This is a genomic window from Streptomyces sp. NPDC060000 (genome assembly GCF_042737375.1).
Lineage (GTDB): Bacteria > Actinomycetota > Actinomycetes > Streptomycetales > Streptomycetaceae > Streptomyces.
This window is the reverse complement of the sequence record NZ_JBHWUU010000063.1, coordinates 39,048-60,722: the sequence shown is the minus strand read 5'-3', so window position 1 is coordinate 60,722 and position 21,675 is coordinate 39,048. Positions and strand designations below refer to the sequence as shown.

Genomic DNA, 21,675 nt, shown 5'->3' with positions numbered 1-21,675 from the left:
GGGGGTGGGCTTTTTTTTTTTATCACCCCCGCCGCGGGGGGGCCCCCCCCGGTTTGCGGGGGGCCCCCCCCTTCGGCGTACTGCGCGTCCTGTGCGGACGTGCCCCACAAGGGGGCGCGGGGAACTGCGCGACCAGCCACAGGCGGCCCGCAGCTACCCACGGCGCTCCGGCGGAGCGCTTACTTGCCCTTGGCCGCTTCCTTGAGCTTCGAGCCCGCGGAGACCTTGACGCTGTAGCCGGCCGGGATCTGGATCGGGTCGCCGGTCTGCGGGTTGCGGGCGGTGCGAGCGGCACGGTGGGTGCGCTCGAAGGTCAGGAAGCCGGGGATCGTGACCTTCTCGTCGCCCTTGGAGACGATGTCGCCGACGACCTCGGCGAACGCGGCCAGCACTGCGTCGGCGTCCTTGCGGGTCACCTCGGCGCGGTCGGCCAGCGCGGCCACCAGCTCACTGCGGTTCATGTTGTTACTCCCGTGTTCTTCTTGCCGTTGCGGCGTGCCACGCGGCGGAGCCGCATGTTGGGCACAGCGAAAGTCGTTGTGCACGCGCCCAGAGACGCATCCTGCCCCTACCAGCGGCGCGAAAGCCAATCCGGCACCCGCACGGAGTCGTGAGACAACCCTTGGGAGTCACACGAAGGGCGGTTGGGTCGGGCGCAACCCTAGAGGGCCGTTCCCGGCGCGACGTTCCGCGACGCGCCGTTGCGGGGGCCACCGTGGCGATCCTCACAGCCCCCGCACTCTCGCATGCCCCGAACCTAGGAGGCCGACACTCCCGCCGCCTTCGCGGCCTCCCGCACCGCACCCGCGACCGCGCCCGCGACCTTGTCGTTGAAGACGCTGGGGATGATGTAGTTCGCGTTGAGCTCGTCGTCGCTCACGACGTCCGCGAGGGCCTTCGCGGCCGCGAGCATCATCTCGGTGTTGACGGTGCGGGACTGTGCGTCCAGCAGGCCGCGGAAGACGCCCGGGAAGACCAGCACGTTGTTGATCTGGTTCGGGAAGTCGGAGCGGCCGGTGGCCACCACGGCGGCCGTCTCGCGGGCGATCGTCGGGTCGACCTCGGGGTCCGGGTTCGCGAGCGCGAACACGATCGCGTCGTCGGCCATGGCGGCCACGTCGTCGCCGTCGAGGACGTTCGGGGCGGAGACGCCGATGAAGACGTCCGCGCCGCGCACGGCCTCCTTCAGGGTGCCGGTGAGGCCCTCGGGGTTGGTGTTGTCGGCGATCCAGGACAGCGCCGAGTCCGGGGCCGCGTCGACCAGGTCCTCACGGTCCGCGTGGACGACGCCGTGGATGTCGGCGACGACCGCGTTCTTCACGCCCGCCGCGAGCAGCAGCTTGAGGATGGCCGTGCCGGCCGCGCCGGCGCCGGACATGACGACCCGCACGTCCCCGATGCCCTTGTTCACGACACGCAGGGCGTTCGTGAGGGAGGCGAGGACGACGATCGCGGTGCCGTGCTGGTCGTCGTGGAAGACGGGGATGTCGAGGGCCTCGCGCAGCCGGGCCTCGATCTCGAAGCAGCGGGGCGCGGAGATGTCCTCGAGGTTGATGCCCGCGAAGCCGGGGGCGATGGCCTTGACGATCTCGACGATCGCGTCGGTGTCCTGGGTGTCCAGGCACAGCGGCCAGGCGTCGATGCCGGCGAACCGCTTGAACAGCGCGGCCTTGCCCTCCATGACCGGCAGCGCGGCCTTCGGGCCGATGTTGCCCAGACCCAGCACGGCCGAGCCGTCCGTCACGACCGCAACGGAGTTGCGCTTGATGGTCAGGCGGCGGGCGTCCTCGGGGTTCTCGGCGATCGCCATGCAGACGCGGGCCACGCCCGGCGTGTAGATCATGGACAGGTCGTCACGGTTGCGGATGGGGTGCTTGGACGCCATCTCGATCTTGCCGCCGAGGTGCATCAGGAACGTACGGTCGGAGACCTTGCCGAGGGTGACGCCCTCGATGCCGCGCAGCTGCTCGACGATCTCGTCGGCGTGCGCGGTGGAGGTGGCGGCGATGGTGACGTCGATGCGGAGCTTCTCGTGGCCGGACGCGGTGACGTCGAGGCCGGTCACCGAGCCTCCGTGGGACTCCACGGCCGTGGTGATCTGGGAGACCGCCGTTCCGCTCGCGGGCACCTCCAGACGGACCGTGATCGAGTAGGAGACGCTGGGCGCCGTTGCCATGGCCGACTTCCTCTGCACTGCTGGGTCGCGGGTTTGCCGTCCGATCGTCGCACCTACCGACGAGTACATGAAAGCCGCTCCGGATTGCGATCGTTTTGTTCTCAATGAAGTGGATGCGGGCCGTGCGGCGGGTGAACGCAGTGAGAGAGGCCCACATCACAGGTGATGTGGGCCTCTCTCACGTTCATGACACCGACCCGCCATGCTCGCCTCGCGGCAAGTGGTCGCTCGTAGCGACGAAGGTTGGGCCCGGGGGCTTGGATCGAGCCGGTGTCACGACCAGGCTAACAAACGGATGCCCGAAGGCCATTCCCGTCCGGAGAGTTCACAGGAAACATTCGCTCTCCCAGCGCTCTCCCAGCCGCTCTCCTCAGTCCCTGAGGAGGTCGGGCACTCCGTCGGCGTCCGGCTCGTCCCGGTCCCCGGAAACGACCGTGAGCTGCTGGGTGGCCCGGGTCAGGGCCACGTACAGCACGCGCAGGCCGGCCGGCGACTCGTCCGCGATCTCCGCCGGTGAGACGACGACCGTCGCGTCGTACTCCAGCCCCTTGGCCTCGAGGCTGCCCAGGGCCACCACGCGCTCGCCCAGGCCGGCGAGCCAGCGTCTCGCCTCCTCACGGCGGTTCATGGCGACGACGACGCCGACGGTGCCGTCGACCCGCTCCAGGAGGCGCCCGGCCTCCGCGCGGACGGTGGCGCCCAGGGTGTCGGTGACGGCCTCGAAGCGGGGCACGACACCCGTCGACCTGACCGCCGACGGGGACTCGGCGCCCGGCATCGCCAGGGCCAGCACCTTCGCCGCCAGGTCCGCGATCTCCGCCGGGTTGCGGTAGTTCACGGTCAGCCGGAAGCGGCGGCGCGGGCGGGTGCCGAGGGCCTCGTCGCGTGCCTCGGCGGCCTCGTCGGGGTCGGACCAGGAGGACTGGGCCGGGTCGCCGACGACGGTCCAGGTGGCGTGCCGGCCGCGACGGCCGACCATGCGCCACTGCATCGGGGTGAGGTCCTGCGCCTCGTCGACGATGACGTGCGCGTACTCGGTCCGCTCCTGGGCGAGCCGCTCGGCGCGCTCGCGCTGTGTCTCCTCGCGCACCGGCATCAGCTCCTCCAGGCCGGTGAGGTGGTCCAGCGGGTCGTACTCGCGCCGTTTGCGGGGGCGGAGCGGGGCGCCGAGGATCGCCTGGAGTTCGTCGAGCATGGCGATGTCGTGCACCGAGCGGCCGTCCCGCTTGAGCGCGCGGGCGACCTTGCGGATCTCGCCCTGGTTGAGGACGCGCCGCGCCCAGCGGCCGAGCCGCCGTTCGTCGGCCATCGCCGTCAGGACCGCCTCCGGGGTCAGCTCGGGCCACCAGGCGTCGAGGAACGCGATGAACGAGTCCTCGGTGGTCACGTCCTCGTCGAAGGAGGAGCGCAGCTCGGCGGCGAGCTCGGGGTCGCTGTGCCGGCCGACCGCGCCTGAGCGCTCCCACAGGGCGTCCAGGAGCAGCTTGCGGGCGCGGGGGCGCAGCAGGTTCACGGGGGCGGTGCCGCTGAGCGCGCTCTGCCGGACGCGGTCCAGGTCCCCGGCCTCCAGCTCCAGGCGGCGGCCGAAGGCGACGACCCGCAGCCGGGTGGGTGTGGCCGGCGGCGCGTGGGTCTCGTCGGGCTCGTCGAGGGTCGGCTGCGCCGGGGCCCGGACACCGCTCTCGAGGGCGCCGCGCGCCGCCCTGCGCAGCACGTTCAGCATCCGGTACGACCCCTTGGCCCGGGCCACCGCCGGGGAGTCGTACAGGGTGGCCTCGGCGCCGTCGACGAGGGAGCCGATGGCACGGATGGCCACCTGGCCCTCCTCGCCGAGCGAGGGCAGCACACCCTCGGTGTACGCCACCAGCAGGGGCGTGGGCGAGACGATCAGGATGCCGCCCGCGTACCGGCGCCGGTCCTGGTAGAGCAGGTAGGCGGCCCGGTGCAGCGCGACGGCGGTCTTTCCGGTGCCGGGGCCGCCCTCGACATAGGTCACGGAGGCGGCGGGGGCGCGGATGACCATGTCCTGCTCGGCCTGGATGGAGGCGACGATGTCGCGCATGGTGTGGCTGCGGGCCTGCCCGAGGGCGGCCATGAGGGCGCCGTCGCCGATGACGGGCAGTTCGTCGCCGTCCAGGACCGCCTTCAGTTCGGGACGCATCAGGTCGTCCTCGACGCCGAGGACGCGACGCCCCTTCGAGCGGATCACCCGGCGCCGCACGACCCGCCCCGGGTCGACCGGGGTGGACCGGTAGAAGGGGGCCGCGGCCGGCGCCCGCCAGTCGATGACCAGCGGGGCGTAGTCGGAGTCGAGGACGCCGATCCGGCCGATGTGGAGCGTTTCGGCGATGTCGGCGGTGTTGTCGGGGCGGACGGCCCCCTCGGCGGGCTCCACGGCGGTGTAGGCGCCGTCCGGGCCCTTCTTGCCGTCCTTGCCGGGGAGGAGGTCGATCCGCCCGAACAGGAAGTCCTCGAACTCGTTGTTGAGCCGGTTGAGGTGGACTCCCGCGCGGAACACCTGCGCGTCCCGCTCGGCGAGGGCGCCGGGCGTGCCGACCTGGCCGCGCTTGGCCGCGTCGCTCATGAGGAACTCGGCCTCGTGGATCTTCTCCTCAAGGCGTCGGTACACCCGGTCGAGGTGTTCCTGTTCGATGCTGATCTCTCGGTCCCGCACCGAATCCGGCGCGGTTTCCTGAACCGATCCGACCGCGGTTTCCTGCTGTGCCTGGACGGCCACCGGGCCCCCTTCTGACGTGCTGGGCAGCCGTCAACCGTACGCGAAGGGGGCCCGCTGAAGGAAGTTACGCGTCGATCTGGACGAGCTTCTTGCCGTCGAAGGTCATGACCTCGAAGTGATCGATCTCGTTGGTCTTGAAAGCGGCGCCGCCCACGACGTACAGCGGGTTCTTGGCCTGCTCGGTCTTGGCTCCGGGGAGGCCGTAGCCCCACTCCGGGACCGACCAGGAGGAGACCGTCTCGCGTTCGCCGTTCTTGCCGACGGCGATCAGCGAGCACTTCTCCGGGCCCGACACGTTCTTCAGCTCGACGCCGATCTCCGTGCCCCACGCCTTCTCGCCCATGGCGACGGTCGCCGAGACCTTGCTCGCGGAGTCGGTCGCGGAGACCCGGTCGGTGAGCGCGGCGAAGGTCGTCTTGGCGGTGTTGGCGGACTTGGTGGCGCTCGCCTCGGTCCCCTTGGTCCCGCTGTCGCCGCCGGTCGCCGCCAGCACGGCGAGCGGACCGCCGATGATCAGCGCGGCCGCTGCCGCCACCAGGAAGAAGGAGCGGCGGCGCTTGACCGCGCGGCGCTCGGACACCTCGTCGACCAGCCGTTCCGCGAGCCGCGGGCTGGGGCGGGCGGAGAGGGACTCGCCGATCGCGGGGGTGCCGGTGCCCGGCAGGTCCGCGAGGGCGGCCAGCATGGGTTCCATGCCGGCGAGCTCGTCGAGCTGCTGGGCGCACCACTCGCAGCCGGCGAGATGCATCTCGAAAGCGGTTGCTTCGGCGTCGTCGAGAATCCCGAGGGCGTAGGCGCCGACGGTCTCGTGTTCGCTCGGGCTCGGAGATCCCGTAGATCCCTGCATGGGTCCAGACATACCCGAACCACCTGCTCCGAATCCCCCGTAAACGCTCATCACGCCGTCACCCCCCGCTCCTCCAGAGCCAGCTTCATCGACCGCAGGGCATAGAAGACCCGTGAGCGCACGGTGCCGCTGGGGATGCCCAGCGTCTCGGCCGCCTCGTTGACGGTACGCCCCTTGAAGTACGTCTCGACGAGCACCTCCCGGTGGGCCGGGGTCAGGTCGTCGAGCGCGTCGGACAGCGTCATCAGCCACAGCGCCTTGTCGATCTCGTCCTCCGCAGGAATGACCTCCAGCGGCGACGGGTCGACCTCCTGCGGCCGGGCCTGCCGGCTGCGGTGGCCGTCGATGACGATGCGGCGTGCGACCGTCACCAGCCAGGGGCGTACAGATCCGGTCGCACGATTGAGCTGACCGGCGTTCTTCCAGGCACGGATGAGCGTCTCCTGCACGACGTCCTCGGCGCGCTGCCGATCTCCGGCAACCAGGCGCAGGACATACGCAAGCAGGGGTCCGGCATGCTCCCGATACAGAGCACGCATCAGCTCCTCGTCAGGTTCCGAGGGCTGGGACATGCGATGTCGGGCCCTCGATCCACGTTCATTGGCCACGGCCGCATCCTTGCGCACGCCCACCTCCGGTGTCCGGGGGATCCCCCAGTCGGTCGCTCGACGACGGGTACGCAGACGGGGTGTTGGGTGTTCAAACCACGGAGACATTTTTCTTCCGGGTGTCATGACGAGGGGGACATGGCGGCACATTCCAACCGCTTTTTCTTTACATTTCCACCACACCGACAAGATCGCGCCGACTGCCCGGGCGGCGGCTCAGGTAAACGGCGTGTAATCGAAATCACTTCGACGGTCGCTCTCCGGCCCCTCCACGAAAGCCGCATACCAGGCAGGGGAGTTACGGCCGTGACGCGAGCGCGGCCCGTCGGCGGTGCCGCGCCACCCGTTCGCGGTTCCCGCACACCTCACTGGAACACCAGCGCCGCCGGCGTCCCCGGGACATGTCCACGTACACGATCGGACAGTTGTCGCCCGCGCACTGCCGCAGCCCTCCCCGGGCGACGGGATCGGTGAGCAGCTCCACCGCGTCCCGGGCCACGGCGGCCAGCAGCGCGGCACACGCCGGCGGCCCGGCCAACTCGCGCACGAGCCCGCCGTCTTCGCCGCGTACGGCACGGGGGGTGGGGGGCGCGGCCCGGGCGGCGTCGTTGACGCGGGCCAGGGCGGGGTCGTACGACCCCGTGTCGTTCCGGGCGAGCCACCCGTGCACCAACCGCCCCGTGTTCCGCCGCAGTTCGCGGAAGGCGGGCGGCCAGGAGGGGTCGGCGTGGGTCAGCGGGGTGCCGGCCGGGACGAGTCCGCACCCGCGGATCCACGCGCACAACGGCGCGACGGCGTCGAGCCGTTCGACGGGGTGCGCGGTCGCGAGCAGGTCGAGACAGATCCGCCCGGCGTCGAACCGGAGCTCGTCCATGCGCGTGTCACCGCCAACCGAGGGGCACTGCTCGGGAAACCGTCCCTTCACAGTGCCAGCGCTGGGTGCCAATATCCAGCCCGTCCGGGGGTGCCCCCTCTGGGGGAGCTCGAGGACGAGGCCGTTTTTTTCAGGCCGTAGCGGGGGGCCGGGGACGGCAGCCCCCGGGAGAAGACGGGCGGGGACGCAGAACCCGCCTAGTCATCCGCGTACTTCGCGTCCGCGGCCGGGTCCAGCGCCAGCCGGTAACCCCGCTTCACCACCGTCTGGATCAGCTTCGGCGCCCCGAGGGCCGTCCGCAGACGGGCCATCGCCGTCTCGACGGCATGTTCGTCCCGCCCGGCGCCTGGCAGCGCCCGCAGCAGATCGGAACGCGGCACGACCCACCCCGGCCGCCGGGTCAGCGCCCGCAGCAACGACATCCCCGCCGGTGGCACCGGCTTCAGACAGCCGTCGACCAGCACCGCGTGCCCCCGGATCTCCACCCGGTGCCCGGCGATCGGCAGCGCCCGGGCCCGCCCCGGCAGCTCCTGGCACAGCAGCTGCACGAGCGGCCCGAGCCGGAACCGCTCCGGGGAGACGGTGTCCACGCCCTGCGCCTGGAGCGGCAGCGCGGTGACCGGCCCGACACAGGCCGGCAGCACGTCGTGGTGGAGGGCGGCGAGCAGCTCCGGGAGCAGTCCGCGCCGCTCCGCGCGCGACAGCAGGGACGCGGCGGCGGGCGCGCTGGTGAAGGTGATCGCGTCAAGGCCGCGCGAGACGGCCGCGTCGAGCAGCCGGTCGAGGGGCGAGACGTCCTCCGGCGGCATCCACCGGTAGACGGGCACCCCCACGACCTCCGCGCCCGCGGCCCGCAGCGACTCCACGAAGCCGGGCAGCGGCTCACCGTGCAGCTGGACGGCGATGCGGCGCCCCTCGACGCCCTCCTCCAGGAGCCGGTCGAGCACCTCGGCCATGGACTCGCTGGACGGCGACCACTCCTCCGTCAGCCCGGCGGCCCGAACGGCGCCCTTGACCTTGGGACCACGGGCGAGCAGCTCGACTCCGCCGAGCCGGGCGAGCAGCTGCTCGCCGAGCCCCCAGCCGTCGGCCGCCTCGATCCAGCCGCGGAACCCGATCGCCGTGGTGGCGACCACGACGTCCGGCGCCTGGTCGATGAGTTCCTTGGTGGCGGCGAGCAGTTCACCGTCGTCGGCGAGCGGCACGATCCGCAGAGCGGGCGCGTGCAGCACCACCGCCCCGCGTCGCTGGAGCAGCGCGCCGAGCTCCTCGGCCCGGCGCGCGGCCGTCACGCCCACGGTGAAGCCCGCGAGGGGGCCGTGTTCGACGCCGCCCTGAGGGCCGGTGTCGGATCGCTGCTGTTGCTCGTACATCACTCTCGTCCCGCTCGAGTCCCGTTCGCACCTACATGCCGACGAGCCTGTCAACGGTGCGTGACAGGCTCGGTTCGGCCACGTGTCGCCGGTGTTACGTCACACCTTGGCGTAGCTGAGCTGCTGCTTCGCCTCGGAGGCGGCACTTCCCGCCGTGGTCCGGCCGGCCGGGCGGCGAAGGTATACGGCCCAGGTGATGCCGAAGCACACCGCGTAGAAGGCGAGGAAGACGACGAAGGCACCGGTTCCGGAGCCGTAGGAGAGGAAGGACTGCCGGAAGGCCAGGTTGATCCCGACTCCGCCGAGCGCGCCGACCGCCCCGATGAGCCCCATGGAGGCGCCGGAGAGACGTCGGCCGTAGGCGGCCGCCTCCTCGCCCGCCAGGCCCTTGGCGACCGCCTTCGCATGGAAGATGCCGGGGATCATCTTGTACGTCGACCCGTTGCCGAGACCGCTGAGCACGAACAGCACCACGAAGACGGAGACGAAGAGGGGCAGCGACTTCTGCATGCTGGCGTAGACCAGGCCGGCGGTGGCGGAGGCCATGCCGACGTAGTTGTACAGGGTGATGCGGGCGCCGCCGTAGCGGTCGGCGAGCCAGCCGCCGACGGGCCGGATGAGGGAGCCGAGCAGCGGGCCGATGAAGGTGAGGTAGGCCGCCTGGAGGGGCGTGCGGCCGAACTGGTTCGTCAGGACCTGGCCGAAGGCGAAGCTGTACCCGATGAACGACCCGAACGTCCCGACGTAGAGGAAGGACATGATCCAGGTGTGGCCGTCCTTCGCCGCGTCGATCGCGGCGCCGGTGTCGTTCTTCACGGAGGCCAGGTTGTCCATGTACAGCGCGGCAAGGGTGGCGGCGACGAGGATCAGCGGGATGTAGATCCCGAGCAGCACGCGCGGTCCGCCGCCTGCGCCGATGACGGCGAGGCCGATCAGCTGGAGGACCGGCACGCCGATGTTGCCGCCGCCCGCGTTGAGCCCGAGCGCCCAGCCCTTCTTACGGAGCGGGAAGAAGGCGTTGATGTTGGTCATCGAGGAGGCGAAGTTGCCGCCGCCGATGCCCGCCAGCAGGCCGACCAGGAGGAACGTGTCGAAGGAGGTCCCCGGCTTCATCACCGTGAACGCGGCGGTCGTGGGGATCAGTAGCAGACCGGCCGAGATGATCGTCCAGTTCCGGCCCCCGAAGATCGCGACGGCGAAGGTGTACGGAACCCGGACTACCGCCCCGACCAGCGTCACCATCGACGTCAGCAGGAACTTGTCGGCCGGGGTGAGGCCGTACTCCGGGCCCATGAAGAGCACCAGCACGGACCACATGGTCCAGATCGAGAAGCCGATGTGCTCGGAGAGGACGGAGAAGAGGAGGTTGCGGCGGGCGATCTTCTCGCCCTTCTCGTTCCAGAAGGCCTCGTTCTCCGGGTCCCACTCCTCGATCCAGCGGCTCCCCTTCTGCACGGGGGACGGGGGTGCGGGGGCTGTGTTCGGGGCTGTCATGACGCCTCCACGGTGCTCCGGGGCTGGGGTGTTTCGGGGGATGAGCGGTGATGAGTCCCGAAGGTAGGGAGGGCGCGTTTCCGTGCTGTGGCTGTGGGTGACCGGAAAGGAACGTTGCTCTCACCTTGCGCGAAGGGCCGGTGAGAGGTTCTGGGGAGGGCTGAGCGCAGAGGCGCCTGATCGTGGGGGCCGGGAGGCGGGGACGGGTACGGGGGCCGGGGCTGCTGCGGTCGGGCCCGAGGCTTGAGCCGTTCACTTACGCCACCGGGGGCTCCCGCACGCTTCCAGCCCCGCGCGTATGCGGTCGACGCGGTTCGGCCTTCCCCCGTACGGGGAGTTGGCCCGGACTGAGTTGCCCGGGACCCGGCCCGTTCCCCCGAGACGTCGCTTTCCGCAGGGACGCGCCCCCCCCGCCCGGCCCTCGGACCGGGGGTGGGGGGGCGCGTCGGACGGGGCGCGGGGCGCCCTTCAGTGGCAGACGAACTCCTTGTTGGCGGTGCTCCCGCTCAACGTGCAGATCGGACCCCGGACTGCGCCGGTCGGGTCGTGAGAGGTGAGGTCCCAGGTCCCCGCGTTGCGGCTCAGGACCGCGTACCCGAAGACCCCACCCTGGGTGATGGAGTGGTTCACGGGCTGCGGCGGCGTCCCGACTGATTTCCCGATCACGGCGGCGTCGTTCGGCCCCTGCTCAAGTGGGTCTCCACCGGATAAGCCCACCGTCAGCTGCGGTGGCCGCGTGGTGTTGAAATCGATCATCTGGTAGAGGTGCGCATGGCCCGACAGCACCATGCGGATGTTGTCCGCCAACCGCCCCAGGGTCGTACCGGCGACGGCCTTGTCGAGGACGGGCGTGAACGTTTGCACCGGAGGGCCGGCCGATCTCACCATCCACACCGGCTTGTGGGTGAGGACGAAGTAGTCGTGACCGGGCTGCTGCCCCGCAGCCCGGTTCACGGCTTCGAACTGCCGGGTGTAGATCGCCTGCTGCATGAGGCTTCCGCTGTCGGCCGGGTCGGCGAACGAGGAGTCCACGGAGAGAAGGTGCAGGACGCCCGCCCTGATCTCCACGGGATCGGGGTAAAGGGAACACGATCCGTTGCTTCGGAGTTCGTCGGCGAGGTAGCGGAACCACGCGGCCCCCGCGCCGCCCGTCGCAGGTGGGGTACGGCAGTCTTCGTGGTTGCCTCGCGTCAACGCGACCGGCGCCACGGCCAGCAGGCTTTCCGCCGGTCTGAAGAAGTCGGCGACCACACAGGCCCAGCTGAATCGGTCTCCCGCGGTCGTGCAGCCCGGATTCGCGGCCGCGTCGGTGGCCTGAGCCGGGTCGTCACGGTAGAGGTAGTCGCCGACATGGACCACGAGATCCGGATGCGTCACCGTGGCCGCACCGTGTGCGATCCGCGGGAACGGCCAGCCGGTTTGGTGGTTGGCGCAGTCCTGGTTGGGACCCGCCGTCGTGACGCGGCAGCCCGTGTCGCCGATCACGCCGATGGTTTCGGGACGTGTGCTCGCGGTCCAGTTCGGCAGGGGAAGCTCACGGTTCGCGGGGTGCACCACGGCCGCGGCGACCGTCGACTGCGCGAGCACCGCGTTACGGGCGCCGAGGGGCACGACCAACTCGCACACCGTGGTGGGGAACTGCGGCAGCATGGGACGGCTCAGCAGCCGCATCCGGTAGGCGGTCCTGAAGGTGCCCACGGTGTACCGCACGGAGGGGCACGTACCGGAGTTGTCGGTGGTCACGTAGCGGATCTGGGTACCCCGACCGGTCAGCTGGGTCCATGCCCATGCCTCACCGCCGGGGGGCCCGGTCCCTGGCGGAGGGGTCGGCCCCGGCGGCTGCGGACCTTCGCCGTAGGGCGGGGTCCCCGGCGGAGGGGTCGACCCCGGCGGCTTCGGCCCTCCGCCTTCGGGCACGGGCCCCGCGAGGGCCGTCCCGACCGAGAGAGCCGCGGCCAGCACTCCCGTCATGGCGAGGACGATCGTCCGGCGCATCGTGCTCACGTTCCTCCATCCCGAGCCCTGGGCTCCGACCCATCCGATTGACGGGCATACCGGGCAATCCTCACCAGGGCTCTCGATGGACGCACTCCGAACGAGGCGAACGGCGTACCGCTGCGTAGACGCGCGCACAGGGTGCTGTTCGGAGCCGAGGGTGTCGTTCAGCCCCGGTGCGTGCCGGCGCCGACCCGGCCGTCCGGCCACAGCCGGGGCCGGCGGCGGGCCGCCAGGTCCTCCACCCAGCCGAAGCAGACGACGCAGAGCGCGGTGAGCAGCCAGATGGCCGGCAGCTGCGGCCACGGACTCTCCAGCACCCACGGGGTGTTGGCCTCCAGCCACGAGATGCCCCACAGGCGGTCCCACAGGGCCTCGACGACTCCGATGCACACGTTGTGCCACAGGTAGATCGTCACGGCACGGGAGTTGAGCAGGGTGATCAGCCGGTCCCAGCGGCGCAGCCGGCCCGGCCACTCGGACCAGGACGGGCTGATGTGCAGAAGCAGCAGGACCGCGGCGAACGACCACAGGGACTGGGCGAACGGCATGTCGTCCAGGTCGTGCCCCTCCTCGAGGTGGTGGGCCAGGGCGTACCAGAGGCCGACCGCCGCCACCGCCGGGGCCAGCGACGGGACCACGTAGCGGGGCAGCCGGCGCAGGATGCCCTCCTGGTGCGCCATCCCCAGCAGCCAGCACGCGCCGAACGCGCCGAAGTCGCTGAGCTGGGCCTCCAGCCGCCAGCCGGGCACCGAGAGCGCGCCGAACTCCAGGGCGGCGGACAGCGCGACGGGCGCGAGGATCGTCGGCCAGGGCAGCCGGCGCAGGGCGCGCAGCAGCAGCGGGGAGAGCAGCACGAACCAGAGGTAGGCGCGGAGGTACCAGAGGGGTACGCCCATGTCGGTGGCCCAGTCGTCGCCGATCAGCCCGTGCACGCCGGGCAGCCCGTCGCCGTACGGCGGGTCGCTGAGCGGCAGGATCCAGTAGCCGAGGTGCAGCCACCACCAGCCGGGGCGCCCGTCCTCGTCCGGGCCCCAGCCCGCCACCAGCATGCCGGTCACACCGATCGCGCCCAGCAGCCACATCGGGGGCAGCAGCCTGCGCAGCCGGCCTCGTACGACTTCCGGCGCGGGGCGTCTGGCCAGCGAGCGGGCCATGAGGTTGCCTGCGAGCGCGAACATCACGCCCATCGAGGGGAAGACGACGGGCAGCCAGGCCCAGCCCATCAGGTGGTAGAGGACGACCCGGAAGAGGGCGATGGCACGCAGGAGGTCGAAGTAGCGGTCGCGTCCGCCGCCCTTCTTCCGCGAGCCCTCCCGACCGGGACCGCTCTGCCCGGAACTCCGCTGTTCAGAACCCCGCTGCCCGGAGCCCTGGTGTTCAGGGCCCTGCTGTTCAGAGCCCTGAACACCAGGGACTTGCTGCCCAGAACGCTCTCGCTCCGTACCCTGCCGCTCCGGCCCGCGGTGCTGGGCCGGCAGCGGGGGCGGGGGCAGTTCGGGCAGCTCGGACGTGGTGTCCGTCGGGTGGGTGCTCATCGGGCCGCTCCTCCGTCCGCGGTCGCCGCCGGCGCACCGGGCGGTGCCGCCACCTGCCCCATCCGGCGGAGTTTCTGCCAGCGCAGGCGGCCGCCGGTGAGGGCGGTGATCCAGGACTGGAGCAGGACGATGTACATCAGCTGGCGGTACAGGATCTGCTGGAGCGGCAGGGAGATGAGGGGGGTGAGGCGTTCGCGGTCCAGGACGAAGGCGTACGCCGCGCAGCCCGCCTGGACGGCGAGGACGCCGAACCAGGCCGCGATCGTCCTACCGGTCGGGCCGAAGAGCAGGCCGTAGACGAGGAAGAGGTCGATGAGCGGGGCGAGCAGCGGGGCGACGACCATGAAGAGGGAGACGAGAGGAAGGCCGACGCGGCCGAAGCGCCCGGAGGGGCCGGTCTCGACCAGCGCCCGGCGGTGCTTCCAGATCGCCTGCATCGTGCCGTAGCACCAGCGGTAGCGCTGGGACCACAGTTGCTGGACGGACTCGGGCGCCTCGGTCCAGGCGCGCGCCTTCTCCGCGTACACGACGTGCCAGCCGTCCCGGTGGATGGCCATGGTGATGTCGGTGTCCTCGGCGAGGGTGTCGTCGCTCATGCCGCCGACCCGCTCGAGCGCGGAGCGGCGGAAGGCACCCACCGCCCCGGGGATGGTCGGCATGCAGCGCAGGACGTCGTACATGCGGCGGTCGAGGTTGAAGCCCATCACGTACTCGATGTGCTGCCAGGCGCCGATGAGGGTGTCCTTGTTGCCCACCTTGGCGTTGCCGGCGACGGCGCCGACCTTCGGGTCGCCGAAGGGCTGCACCAGTTCGCGGACGGTGGCCGGCTCGAAGACCGTGTCGCCGTCCATCATCACGATGAGGTCGTGCCGGGCGTTGGCGATGCCCCGGTTGAGGGCGGCGGGCTTGCCCGCGTTGAGCTGGCGGACGACCCGGACGCCGGGCAGCCGCAGGTCCTCGACGATACGGGCGGTGCCGTCGCTGGAGCCGTCGTCGATGACGACGATCTCGATCGGGTGCTCGCTCTTCATCAGCGAACGCACCGTGCTCTCGATGCACTTGGCCTCGTTGTAGGCCGGAACGAGCACCGAGGCCGGTTCGGTGACGGGCGCGTCGGGCCCCCAGACGAAGCCCTCGCGGCGGGTACGGCGGGTGTGGATCGCGGAGAGCAGGAGCATCAGCCCGAACCGGGCGAAGACCAGGACGCCGATGACGGCGAGGCCGACGACCAGGACGCCGGTGATGTCGTCGGAGGCCTCGACCAGGAAGACCCAGGCCCTGCCCTTCCACAGGTCGATCCCGGTGACGGGGGTGTGCGCGCTCGGGGCGTGCAGGGCCTCGGTGAGGTTCTCGAAGTCGTATCCCTTGCCCTGGAGTTCGGGGAGGTACGTGTCGAGCGCCTGGACCGTCTGGTGGCGGTCGCCGCCGGAGTCGTGCATGAGGACGATCGCGCCCTTGCCGCCCCGCGGTGTGGCGTTGCGGATGATCTGCCGCACACCCGGCTTGCGCCAGTCCTCACTGTCGGCGGTGGTGAAGACGGTGAGATAGCCCCGGGTGCCGACGTACTGCGTGACCGGCCAGGAGGCGTTGTCGAGGGCGTCCGCGCTGGAGGAGTAGGGCGGCCGGAAGAGCGACGTCCGGATGCCCGCGGCTCCCGCCAGGGCCAGCTGGTTCTGGGTGAGCTCCCAGTCGATGCGCTTGTTCGACTGGTAGGAGAGGTCGGGGTGGTTGAAGGTGTGCAGCCCGATCTCGTGCCCCTCGTCCACCATCCGCCGGACCAGGTCCGGGTAACGGGAGGCCATGGTGCCGGTGATGAAGAAGACGGCGTGCACGTGGTGCTTCTTCAGGACGTCGAGGACCTCGGGGGTCCACTTCGGGTCGGGGCCGTCGTCGAAGGTGAGGACGATCCGGTGGTCCGGCACGTCCAGGCTGGTCTGCTGCCCGTGGCGGGTGTCGACGACCGGCCCGCCCCCGAGGACCGACTGCGGCACCTTGTCGGTGGCGGCCTCGGGGCGGATGCGGTAGTCGGCGAGGATCTCGCTGTGCACGTAGCCGCGCAGCATCAGCATCGCCATCATCGCGAGGAGCACGACGAGCGGCAGCAGATGGCGCAGCCGGAGCGAGACCAGCCGCCTGCGTTCGGGAGGGGGCGGCGCGGCGTGCGCGGAGCCGCCGGCGGCGTGGCCCGGCGCTCGGCCCCGCCCCTGCCTCGGGCCGGACCGGCGCCCGGTGGACCGTCGCCCGGCGCTGCGCGGGCCGCCGTCCGACTCACCTCCCGAGGGGTCCCCCGTCGTCGGTGAAGCGGACGCGGCGTGACCGCCGGAAGAGTGCGCGGGCTGCCCGACGGCGGACCGTCGGGTCGAGCGCCGGCTGGTACGTGGTGCCATGAGAGGTCGTTCTCCGGGGACGAGATCGGGCGAAGGTATGCGCCACGAGGCGAGCGGCGAGGAGCGAGCGTCTGGAGCTCGCTGACAAAAGCGGGAGGGCCGAGGCCCTCAGCAGGCCCTGCGGGCCAGAGGCGCGGCGGCCACGGCCGCGACCGGCGAAACGGTGCTGTCGAGGCCGCCGAAGCCGACCACCGACGGCGGTCTCCACCCCACACCGGCACCGGCACCGGCACCGGTGACACCCACGGGGTCGCGGGGCGCGTACGGCCCGTGCGGCCCGACGACACCCACGAGGTCGCGGGACCCATATGGCCCGTGCGGCCCGCGGGGCCCCTGCGGCCCGTACGGCCCGTTGAACCCGTGGAATCCGAGGAGCCCACGGAGGCCTCGCGACCCCTGGGGCCACGGCAGCCTGCGCAGCCCGTTGACACCCACGGGGTCGCGGAACCCATACGGCCCGTTCGGCCCATCGACACCCACGGGGTCGCGGAACCCATACGGCCCGTTCGGCCCATCGACACCCACGAGGCCGCGGAACCCATACGGCCCGTTCGGCCCATCGACACCCACGAGGCCGCGGGGCCCATACGGTCCATACGGCGCATGGGGCCCGTACGGCCCGTTGAACCCGTGGAGCCCTCGGGGACCTTGCGTCCCCTGGGGCCACCGCAGCCTGCGCAGCCCGTGCGGGCCCGTGGGATCCGTGGGGCCCATGGGGCCGTTGCGGGTAGCGGGGCCGTTGCGGGTAGCGGGGCCGTCACAGCCCCAGCGGCTCGCGGAGCCCTGCGCCCACTGGGGCCGGGCCCTGCGACCCCGCAGCGCGTGGGGACCTTGCGACCCCTGGGGCCCGTGGGGGCCCTGCGACCCCCGCAGCCCGTAGGAGCCTTGCGGTCCCTCCAGCCCCTGGGGTCCCTGTGGTCCCTGTGGTCCCCGTGGTCCCCGTGGCTCACAAGCCGACGGGTTCTCCTGGGAACGTTGGTCGGTGGTTGTCACGGGGACGTTCAGGCTGCCGGGCTCGATGCCGCCGGGGCCGGTTCCGGGGGGCCGCCGGCGACCGTGGTCGACGTTCCTCCGGCCGGGGACGGGGAGGAGGCTACCGAGGCAGAGGCCGCTGGCGAGGTCGCCGGTGGCGGTGGCGTGGACGCCGGCGGTGCGATCACCGGGCTGCTGGGGCCGGGGGCCGAGGAGGCCGAGGCCGTCGGGCCGGTGCTGGGCCGCGCGGTGCCGCTCGCCGACGGACGCGCCGCCGGGGACGCCCCCTTCGACGGAGCCGCGCTGCCCGACGCGCCCGGCGCCGTACTCGCTCCCGCTTTGCCCGGCACCGCGGCGGACGCGGTGGCGGTGACGTCCGCGCCGCCCGGCTCACTGTCGCCGGAGCCGCCGTGCCGCCGGCTCGTGGACGCGTCCGGCGTCGACGGGCTGTCCACATTGCCGGCAGCCGGCGTGTCGTCGGCCTGGCCCGGCACGGGAAGCGGCAGCCAGGGCGCGCCCGCGTTGCCGGACAGCAGCGCCGCCACGATGACGACGGCGTACGCCCCGCACGCGGTGCCCACCAGGATGCCGATACGGCGGAACGTCCGGCTGCGCCGGCCCGACTCGTCGACGAACACCGGGACGTCGGAGGCGGCCTCCGGACCGTCGGGCCGCCCCTTCTTCAGGGAGTCGAGCTGGACGGTCACCTCGGCCGGATCGTTCCCTTTCCCGTCCGCGCCGCCGGGCTCCTCTTCCCAGGGATCCCGGAGATCGCTCGACCGTTCGTTTTCGGAAAGACCGTTCGCCGTGTTCGAAGCCGGCAGCAGACCACTTTCTCGCGGTACGTCCAGCAATGACCGGTATCTGGCATTCTCGCCCGCCATGGACGTCAGAGGTTGCCCACCGATCCCGGAGAAGCCCTGCGATCCGGCCCCCGCCAACGGCACGTCCCGGGTCGGCGATGCCGCCGCCGGCCATTCGGGTTGGGCGTCTTCTCGCCAATTATTCATGTGCGCACTTCCCCCCAAGGAACTGTTCCGGGTGCGCCTACGACCCTGAGCGCAGTCGACGGAACCGGGCCCCCACCCAACTCCAGCGCCCCTTTTATCCCATTGCGCTCAGGTCCACGAATCTAGCGCAGGCTTGGGCCCTGTGTTTGCGATGTGTCATTTATGAACACAAGTCATGTTCATGCCTATGTCCCGAAATCACCTCTGCGTGGGCAGCCGCAGTCGCAGTCCGATCGCGTCGATCCGAAAGCGATCACTCGAGGCGCATCGAGGATCGGGAGGATCGAACGCATTTATCACATCGGCGACAGCCGGGGACAAACGGATCGCGTCGGGGGGAGGCCGGCACACCGACTCAGGCATGGCCGAAAACTTCACCCGCCCCGACGCCGGAATGCCCGATTTCCCCACCCGCACCATTGACGCGGCCACATCAGCCACATACGTTCCCCCGTCGAAGCGCTTCGACGTCACCCATCGAATCGATTCGATGGACGCACCGTGACGCCCTCAGAACCATCCGACTCCCCTGGAGGCACAGGATGTTGACGGCACGAAGGCGTGTGATGGCACGGCGGGGAACGGCGTGCGCGGCAGCGGCCGTCGCCGCTTCGCTGCTCCTGGCCTCCTGCGGCGGCTCGGACGGCGGCGGCACCGCCGACGCCAAGACCCTGCGGCTGTGGCACTACGAGGCCCCGAACAGCGCGATGGGCGCGGCCTGGACGGCGGCGATCAAGGAGTTCGAGGCCCAGCACCCGGGCGTGAGGGTGGAGTTCGAGGAGAAGAGCTTCGACCAGATCCAGAAGACCGCCCCGATGGTCCTGAACTCCTCCGACGCGCCCGACCTCATGGAGTACAACAAGGGCAACGCGACGGCGGGCCTGCTCTCCAAGCAGGGACTCCTCACCGATCTGTCCGCCGAGGTGACCAGGCGCGGCTGGGACAAGCTGATCGGCCCCGGTGTGCGCACCACCAGCCAGTACGACGCGAACGGCGTGATGGGATCCGGCAACTGGTACGGCGTGCCCAACTACGCCGAGTACACGATGGTCTACTTCAACAAGGACCTGTTCGCGAAGTACCGCCTCGCCGAGCCGAAGACGTTCGACGACCTGGTCGCGGCGATGGACACCTTCGCCAAGAACAAGATCACCCCGCTCGCCGACTCCGGCGCCGAGTACCTCGCCCAGCAGTACGTCTACCAGCTGGCCCTGTCCAGGGCGGACCGCTCCTGGGTCGACTCCTACGAGCTCTACAAGGGCAAGGCCGACTTCCACGACACGGCCTGGACCCACGCGGCCGAGACCTTCGCCGAGTGGGTGAAGAAGGGATATATCGGCAAGAGCTCCACCAGCGCCAAGGCCGAGGACGCGGGCGTCTCCTTCATCCAGGGCAAGGCGCCGATCCTGTTCTCCGGCAGCTGGTGGTACGGCCGCTTCGAGGACGAGGCGAAGTTCGACTGGGGCACCACGCTGTGGCCCGGCTCGGACCTCTCCCCGGGCTCCGGGGGCAATCTCTGGGTGGTCCCCAAGAGCGCCCACAACAAGGACCTCGCCTACGACTTCATCGACATCACCATGTCGAAGAAGATCCAGAACCTGCTGGGCAACAAGGGCGGCGTCCCGGTCGCGGCGGACCCGGCCGCCATCACCGACCCGAAGGCCAAGGAGCTCATCGCCCACTTCAACACCCTGTCCGGCCGCGACGGCCTGGCCTTCTATCCCGACTGGCCGGTCCCCGGCTTCTACGACGTCCTCGTCTCCGAGACGCAGAAGCTGATCACCGGCAGCGAGAAGCCGGACGGCTACCTGGACGCGTTGCAGAAGGCGTACGACAAGGGCGTACCGAAGACATGACGGTGACCGTCGAACGGGGCGGGCGGGTGACCGGCAAGCAGCACAGGGCCGTTCACCCGCGCCGCGCCCGGAACTCCTACGTACTGTTCCTGCTCCCCGGCGCCCTCGCCTTCTCGGCCGTCGTCGTCGTCCCGTTCCTGATGAACACGGCGGTGAGCCTCACCGACTGGCAGGGGGTGGGCAGCCCCGGGTGGTCCGGGCTCGCCAACTACCGCGAGCTGCTGGACGACGCGGAGTTCTGGGAGAGCTTCCGGCACAGCCTCTTCATGGTCGTCGCGATGGCGGCGCTCCCCACGGCCGTCGGCCTGGTCCTGGCGGCCGCCCTCTTCGACCACGTCGGCAAGCACTTCGGCAGCCGGACGGCGGCCGTCCTGCGCGCCTGCTTCTACCTCCCGCAGGTGCTGCCGATCGCGGTCGCCGGCATCGTCTGGAGCTGGATCCTCGCGCCCGACAACGGCTCACTGAACGAGCTCCTGCGAGCCGTCGGTCTCGGCGCCTGGCGGCAGGACTGGCTCGGCGACCCCGACCTGGCGCTCTACAGCGTCATGGGCGTGATGGTGTGGGTGCAGCTGGGCTTCCCGCTGGTCGTCTTCATGGCGGGCCTGGAACGCGTGGACCCGCAGCTGTACGAGGCGGCCGAGCTGGACGGCGCCGGCTGGTGGCGCCGCTTCCTGCACATCACGCTGCCGCAGATCCGCCCGGAGATCCACGTCGTACTGACCTGGTGCACGATCGCCGCGCTGAAGGTGTTCGGCGCGGTGTACGTCCTGACCAAGGGCGGCCCCGGCGGGGCGACGAACGTCCCCTCCTACTTCTCCTTCACCACGTTGTTCGAGAAGACGCAGGTCGGCTACGGCGCCGCGATCTCCACCGTGCTCACCGTGATCATCCTCGCCCTCTCCCTGGTCGGCCTGCGGCTGCAGACCCGGGCGGAGGACGCGGAGGAAGGACCGCGCACATGAGGGCCGCGCGAGCCCTGCGCCGCTACCCGGTCCTGGTGGCCCTCTGCCTGGCCGCCCTCTTCATGATCGTCCCGTTTCTGGTCGTCGCGGTGAACGCGGTCAAGTCCCCGGCGGAGTACTCCCGCAACGGCCCGCTGAGCCTGCCCGACGGGCTGTACCTGGACGGTCTGAAGGACTTCTGGGAGCGCGTCGACTACAGCCGGAAGCTGCTGAACTCGTTGCTGATCAGCGGGTCGGTGGCGGTGGGAGCGGTGGTCCTGTCGGTGCTGAACGCGTACGCGATCGGCATCGGGCGGATCAGGGGGCGCACCTGGGTACTGGCCTTCTTCGTGCTGGCGAACATGCTCCCGCAGGAGGCCCTGGTCTACCCGGTGTACTACCTGAGCAAGCAGGCCGGCCTGTACGACACCCGGCTCAGCGTGATCATCGTCTTCACCGTGATCCAGGCGGCCTTCGGCACCTACCTGCTCTCCTCCGTGCTGAGCCGGTTCCCGCGCGAGATCATCGAGGCCGCCCGCATCGACGGCGCGAACAGGTGGCAGGTGCTGTGGCGGATCGTCGTCCCGGTCAGCCGCCCCACCCTCGGGGTGCTCCTCGTCTTCTTCTTCGTCTGGACCTGGAACGAGTTCCTGCTCCCGCTGGTCATGCTGATCTCCAACGACAACCAGACCGTGTCGGTGGCTCTCGGCGTCCTCCAGGGGCAGCGCCTGATGGACGCCACGATGACCAACGCGGCCGCCCTCCTCGGCGTGCTCCCGGCCCTCGTCTTCTTCCTCGTCTTCCAGCGGACCCTCACCCGCGGCATCGCCGTGGGCGCCGTGAAGTAGTGAGGACCGAGCAGTAAGG

General features: G+C 70.9%; 16 protein-coding genes. 4 read left to right on the top strand and 12 right to left on the bottom strand.

All coding sequences use genetic code 11. The features are described from left to right. Positions 1 to 179 precede the first annotated feature (179 nt). The 12 genes from ACFWBB_RS29300 to ACFWBB_RS29245 all read right to left on the bottom strand — a co-directional run bounded on the left by ACFWBB_RS29300 (position 180) and on the right by ACFWBB_RS29245 (position 17,708). Positions 180 to 461 (bottom strand): HU family DNA-binding protein, encoded by a 282-nt coding sequence (locus tag ACFWBB_RS29300; RefSeq protein WP_004000874.1) that lies wholly within the window; start codon positions 459 to 461, stop codon positions 180 to 182. A gap of 296 nt (positions 462 to 757) precedes the next feature. Next, on the bottom strand, positions 758 to 2,176 hold the full coding sequence (locus ACFWBB_RS29295; RefSeq protein WP_385278302.1) for an NAD-dependent malic enzyme: 1,419 nt from the start codon (positions 2,174 to 2,176) through the stop codon (positions 758 to 760). A 370-nt stretch (positions 2,177 to 2,546) separates the two neighbouring features. Further along, positions 2,547 to 4,913 (bottom strand): HelD family protein, encoded by a 2,367-nt coding sequence (locus tag ACFWBB_RS29290; RefSeq protein ID WP_385278300.1) that lies wholly within the window; start codon positions 4,911 to 4,913, stop codon positions 2,547 to 2,549. 64 nt (positions 4,914 to 4,977) lie between these two features. Continuing rightward, positions 4,978 to 5,760 (bottom strand): anti-sigma factor family protein, encoded by a 783-nt coding sequence (locus ACFWBB_RS29285; RefSeq protein ID WP_385278298.1) that lies wholly within the window; start codon positions 5,758 to 5,760, stop codon positions 4,978 to 4,980. 50 nt (positions 5,761 to 5,810) lie between these two features. Beyond that, on the bottom strand, positions 5,811 to 6,332 hold the full coding sequence (locus ACFWBB_RS29280; protein ID WP_010039908.1) for a sigma-70 family RNA polymerase sigma factor: 522 nt from the start codon (positions 6,330 to 6,332) through the stop codon (positions 5,811 to 5,813). 334 nt (positions 6,333 to 6,666) lie between these two features. Continuing rightward, positions 6,667 to 7,242: a CGNR zinc finger domain-containing protein gene (locus ACFWBB_RS29275; RefSeq protein WP_385278296.1), complete on the bottom strand. Its 576-nt coding sequence runs from the start codon at positions 7,240 to 7,242 to the stop codon at positions 6,667 to 6,669. Between the two features lie 197 nt (positions 7,243 to 7,439). After that, complete coding sequence (locus ACFWBB_RS29270) at positions 7,440 to 8,615, bottom strand: uroporphyrinogen-III synthase (RefSeq protein ID WP_385278294.1); 1,176 nt, start codon at positions 8,613 to 8,615, stop codon at positions 7,440 to 7,442. 99 nt (positions 8,616 to 8,714) lie between these two features. Next, positions 8,715 to 10,109, bottom strand: coding sequence for a nitrate/nitrite transporter (locus tag ACFWBB_RS29265; protein ID WP_385278292.1), 1,395 nt, complete (start codon positions 10,107 to 10,109; stop codon positions 8,715 to 8,717). 468 nt (positions 10,110 to 10,577) lie between these two features. Next, entirely contained in the window at positions 10,578 to 11,852 is a 1,275-nt protein-coding gene (locus ACFWBB_RS29260; RefSeq protein ID WP_385278290.1) for a metallophosphoesterase, read from the bottom strand. A gap of 419 nt (positions 11,853 to 12,271) precedes the next feature. Further along, positions 12,272 to 13,642 (bottom strand): acyltransferase, encoded by a 1,371-nt coding sequence (locus ACFWBB_RS29255; RefSeq protein WP_385278288.1) that lies wholly within the window; start codon positions 13,640 to 13,642, stop codon positions 12,272 to 12,274. Continuing rightward, the gene (locus ACFWBB_RS29250) at positions 13,639 to 15,720 is read right to left on the bottom strand and encodes a bifunctional polysaccharide deacetylase/glycosyltransferase family 2 protein (protein WP_385278308.1); all 2,082 of its coding nucleotides are present in this window, start codon (positions 15,718 to 15,720) and stop codon (positions 13,639 to 13,641) included. The genes ACFWBB_RS29255 and ACFWBB_RS29250 overlap by 4 nt, the downstream gene beginning before the upstream one ends. 1,310 nt (positions 15,721 to 17,030) lie before the next feature. After that, on the bottom strand, positions 17,031 to 17,708 hold the full coding sequence (locus ACFWBB_RS29245) for a hypothetical protein (RefSeq protein WP_385278286.1): 678 nt from the start codon (positions 17,706 to 17,708) through the stop codon (positions 17,031 to 17,033). Positions 17,709 to 18,372: 664 nt separating this feature from the next. Here ACFWBB_RS29245 and ACFWBB_RS29240 point away from each other — a divergent pair. From ACFWBB_RS29240 to ACFWBB_RS29225, 4 genes are all read left to right on the top strand, one after another. Next, positions 18,373 to 18,516 (top strand): hypothetical protein, encoded by a 144-nt coding sequence (locus ACFWBB_RS29240; RefSeq protein ID WP_385278284.1) that lies wholly within the window; start codon positions 18,373 to 18,375, stop codon positions 18,514 to 18,516. A gap of 61 nt (positions 18,517 to 18,577) precedes the next feature. Then, on the top strand, positions 18,578 to 19,867 hold the full coding sequence (locus tag ACFWBB_RS29235) for an ABC transporter substrate-binding protein (protein ID WP_385278282.1): 1,290 nt from the start codon (positions 18,578 to 18,580) through the stop codon (positions 19,865 to 19,867). Next, the gene (locus ACFWBB_RS29230; protein ID WP_385278280.1) at positions 19,864 to 20,829 is read left to right on the top strand and encodes a carbohydrate ABC transporter permease; all 966 of its coding nucleotides are present in this window, start codon (positions 19,864 to 19,866) and stop codon (positions 20,827 to 20,829) included. The genes ACFWBB_RS29235 and ACFWBB_RS29230 overlap by 4 nt, the downstream gene beginning before the upstream one ends. Beyond that, positions 20,826 to 21,656 carry a carbohydrate ABC transporter permease gene (locus tag ACFWBB_RS29225; RefSeq protein WP_385278278.1) on the top strand — a complete coding sequence of 277 codons (831 nt, stop codon included), beginning with the start codon at positions 20,826 to 20,828 and terminating at the stop codon, positions 21,654 to 21,656. The genes ACFWBB_RS29230 and ACFWBB_RS29225 overlap by 4 nt, the downstream gene beginning before the upstream one ends. Positions 21,657 to 21,675 lie beyond the last annotated feature (19 nt).